Origin of the sequence: Sphingomonas sp. (genome assembly GCF_048594985.1) — a bacterium.
Classification (GTDB): domain Bacteria; phylum Pseudomonadota; class Alphaproteobacteria; order Sphingomonadales; family Sphingomonadaceae; genus Sphingomonas_I.
Genome location: NZ_JBMDXG010000053.1, coordinates 1 through 2724 on the forward strand (window position 1 = coordinate 1; position 2724 = coordinate 2724).

The following is a 2724-nucleotide window of genomic DNA, read 5'->3' on the forward strand; positions in this document are numbered from 1 at the left end:
CGAATTGGCGAGCCGGAACAGATTTTGGTTCGGGATGACGATCAACGTATCGACATGCTGCTGCAGTTCTTCGATGCCGCTGTCGGCCGAGCGGCCGCGGCGGGCGCCTTCGAAGGCGAATGGCTTGGTGACGACGCCGACGGTCAAGATGCCCTTGTCGCGCGCGGCCTTGGCGATGACCGGCGCCGCGCCGGTGCCCGTGCCGCCGCCCATGCCGGCGGCGATGAAGCACATGTGCGCGCCTTCCAGCGTCTTTTCGACCTGGTCCATCGTCTCTTCGGCGGCGGCGCGGCCGATTTCGGGCCGCGACCCCGCGCCCAGCCCTTGCGTGATCTTCGCGCCAAGCTGGATCCGCTGCTCGGCCGGAGAGGCGTTGAGCGCCTGCGCATCGGTGTTGGCGACCACGAAATCGACGCCCTGCACCTGGCTCGCGATCATGTTCGCGACCGCGTTGCCGCCGGCGCCGCCGACGCCGATCACGCTGATGCGAGGCTTGAGCTCATCAACCTCGGGCCGGAGGAATTCGATCGCCATATCACCTACTCCATCCGTCGCCGGAAATTCATGCTTGGCAGATAGCCTGAAGCGATTCGCGGGGGCGAGGGATTTTTTGCGTTAACATCCGCTTTTCTGGGGATGGATTGCGCTCAATAGCTTGTCCGGAACGCCTGAATCAGCCGCTGGACCATGCCGCCGGGCGAAAGCCGCGTAATTTCCTGCATCGAATGGCCGCGCCGCAGGTCCAGCGGCTGGCTCGCCGTGTAGAGCGCCAGACCCGCCAGCGTCGTAAAGCTCATCCCCGCATGCGCATCGGGCAGGCCAAGCAGGCCCTTCGGCCGGCCGATCCGCACCGCGCGGCCGAGCACGCCCTGCGCATATTCGGCGATGCCCTTCAGTTCGGCACCGCCGCCGGTCAAAACCAGCCGGCGCGCGATCGGGCCGGTGAAGCCGAGTTCCTTGAGCTTGTCCTCGATCGCGGCGAACCATTGGTCGAGCCGCTGGCGGATCACGCCGATCAGCTGCGCGCGCGTGATGCGGATCGGCTCCATCCCGTCGCCGCCGGGCGTTTCGATCATGTCGTGATTGTCGCGCGGCGCCGTCTGCGCCGATCCGTGGACGCACTTCATCCGCTCGGCCTGCCCGCGCGCCATGCCGAAGGTGGAAGCGATGTCGTCGGTGATCTCGCGCGCGCCCATCGGCAGCGAGGCGAGCCCGACCAGCAGCCCGCCGGCGAACAGCGAGACGTTGGTGACCCCAGCCCCAAGCTCGACCAGCGCGACGCCCAGCTCGCGCTCTTCCTCGGACAGGCAGGCCGTGGCGGTCGCGATCGGCGCGGCGACGATCGCCTCGACCCCGAGATGCGCGGCGCGGACGCAGTGGTCGAGATTGCGAAGCGGCGACGGATCGGCCGAGACGACGTGGATGTCGACGCCGAGCGTCTCGGCATAGAGGCCGAGCGGCTGGCGGACGCCCTTCAGCCCGTCGAGCGTGTAAAGCGTGGGCTGGGCATGGAGCACGAGCCGGCCCGCGGGATCGATCGAATTGCGCCCGGCATCGAGCAACGCGTCGATGTCGCGCTGCGCCACCTGCTGCCCGCCCAGCCCGACCTCGACCGAGGCGACGTCCGAATGGAGCCCACCCGCCGAGAAGCCGACCACGACCTCGTCGACATTGGTGCGCGCAATCGTCTCCGCCTGCTCGACCGCCTCGCGCACCGCCTGCTCGGTGCGCTCCATGTCGGTGATGTAGCCGTTGGTGACGCCGCGGCTCTCGCGCTGGCCGCTGCCCAGCACCTGCAGCCCGCCCTCGGTCGGCTGCGCGATCAGCGCGGCGACCTTGGACGATCCGATGTCGACCGCGGTGATGAGGCGATCGGTGCGAGGCTGCGCCATCAGAAGCTCCTCAGGTGGTCTGGCCGCCGGAGGGCGGCGCGGGCGGAGGCGTGGGGGCTGCGGTCTCCTGGTCGCTCACCCGGACCACGATCTGGCCGGGCACGCGCATGTCGAAGCGGAGATAGCCCTGCCCGAGCAGGCGTTCCTGCTGGTCCTTGCGCACGAAGGTAGCGAGCGCGGCGCGCGCCGGCGCATCGCCCTCGGGCAGCGACAGCGTCTCGCCCGACTGGAAGCGCAAGTCCCAGCGTCGCTCGCCGATCCAGGTGGCGCCTTCGACCAGAGGCTTGATCGTCGGCTGGGTCGCGACCAGCGCGTTGAGTGCGTCGATCTGGCTTTCCACCCCCGGCCCGATCACCAGCGGCAGCTGGAGCGGCATCGTGCGCGGATCGACCGAGGCGAGGATGTTGCCGCGCGCGTCGATCAGCGACAGCCGCTGGTTGCGCTGGAGGATCGCCGCCGGCGTTCGCTCGACCAGATCGATCGCGAGCGTATCGGGCAGACGGCGGGACACGCGTGCCTCGCCGATCCAGCCGAGCTGGAGCAGTTGCGCGCGGATCTCCTTGAGGTCGACCAGCGGCATGTCCTGACCCTGCGCCTGCATGACGACGCGATAGACCTGGTCGCGATCGACCTGCTTGCGCCCGCTGATCTGGATGTTGCGCACGACGAAGCCCATCCGGCCGAGCGCATGCGCGGTTTCCATGCGCACCATCTGCGGCACGCCCATCGCGACCAGCCCCGCGACGCAGCCGAGCGCGACGAGCAGGCCCAGCGTCCAGTTGCGCGCGCGGCGCAGCAGGTCCGCCGGAATCGGGACGGCCGACAGCAGCCG

3 protein-coding genes are annotated in these 2724 nt (G+C 69.3%); all 3 read right to left on the reverse strand.

The window, feature by feature from the left end:
* Positions 1 to 534, reverse strand: a 534-nt coding sequence (locus tag ACOJSF_RS02020; protein WP_420140568.1) for a cell division protein FtsZ, incomplete at its 3' end; no start/stop codon positions are given.
* Positions 535 to 647: 113 nt separating this feature from the next.
* A complete protein-coding gene (gene ftsA, locus ACOJSF_RS02025) occupies positions 648 to 1892 on the reverse strand; it encodes a cell division protein FtsA (RefSeq protein WP_420140569.1) in 1245 nt (414 codons plus the stop codon).
* 10 nt (positions 1893 to 1902) lie between these two features.
* Positions 1903 to 2724: cell division protein FtsQ/DivIB (locus tag ACOJSF_RS02030; RefSeq protein ID WP_420140570.1), on the reverse strand; the 822-nt coding region annotated here is incomplete at its 5' end.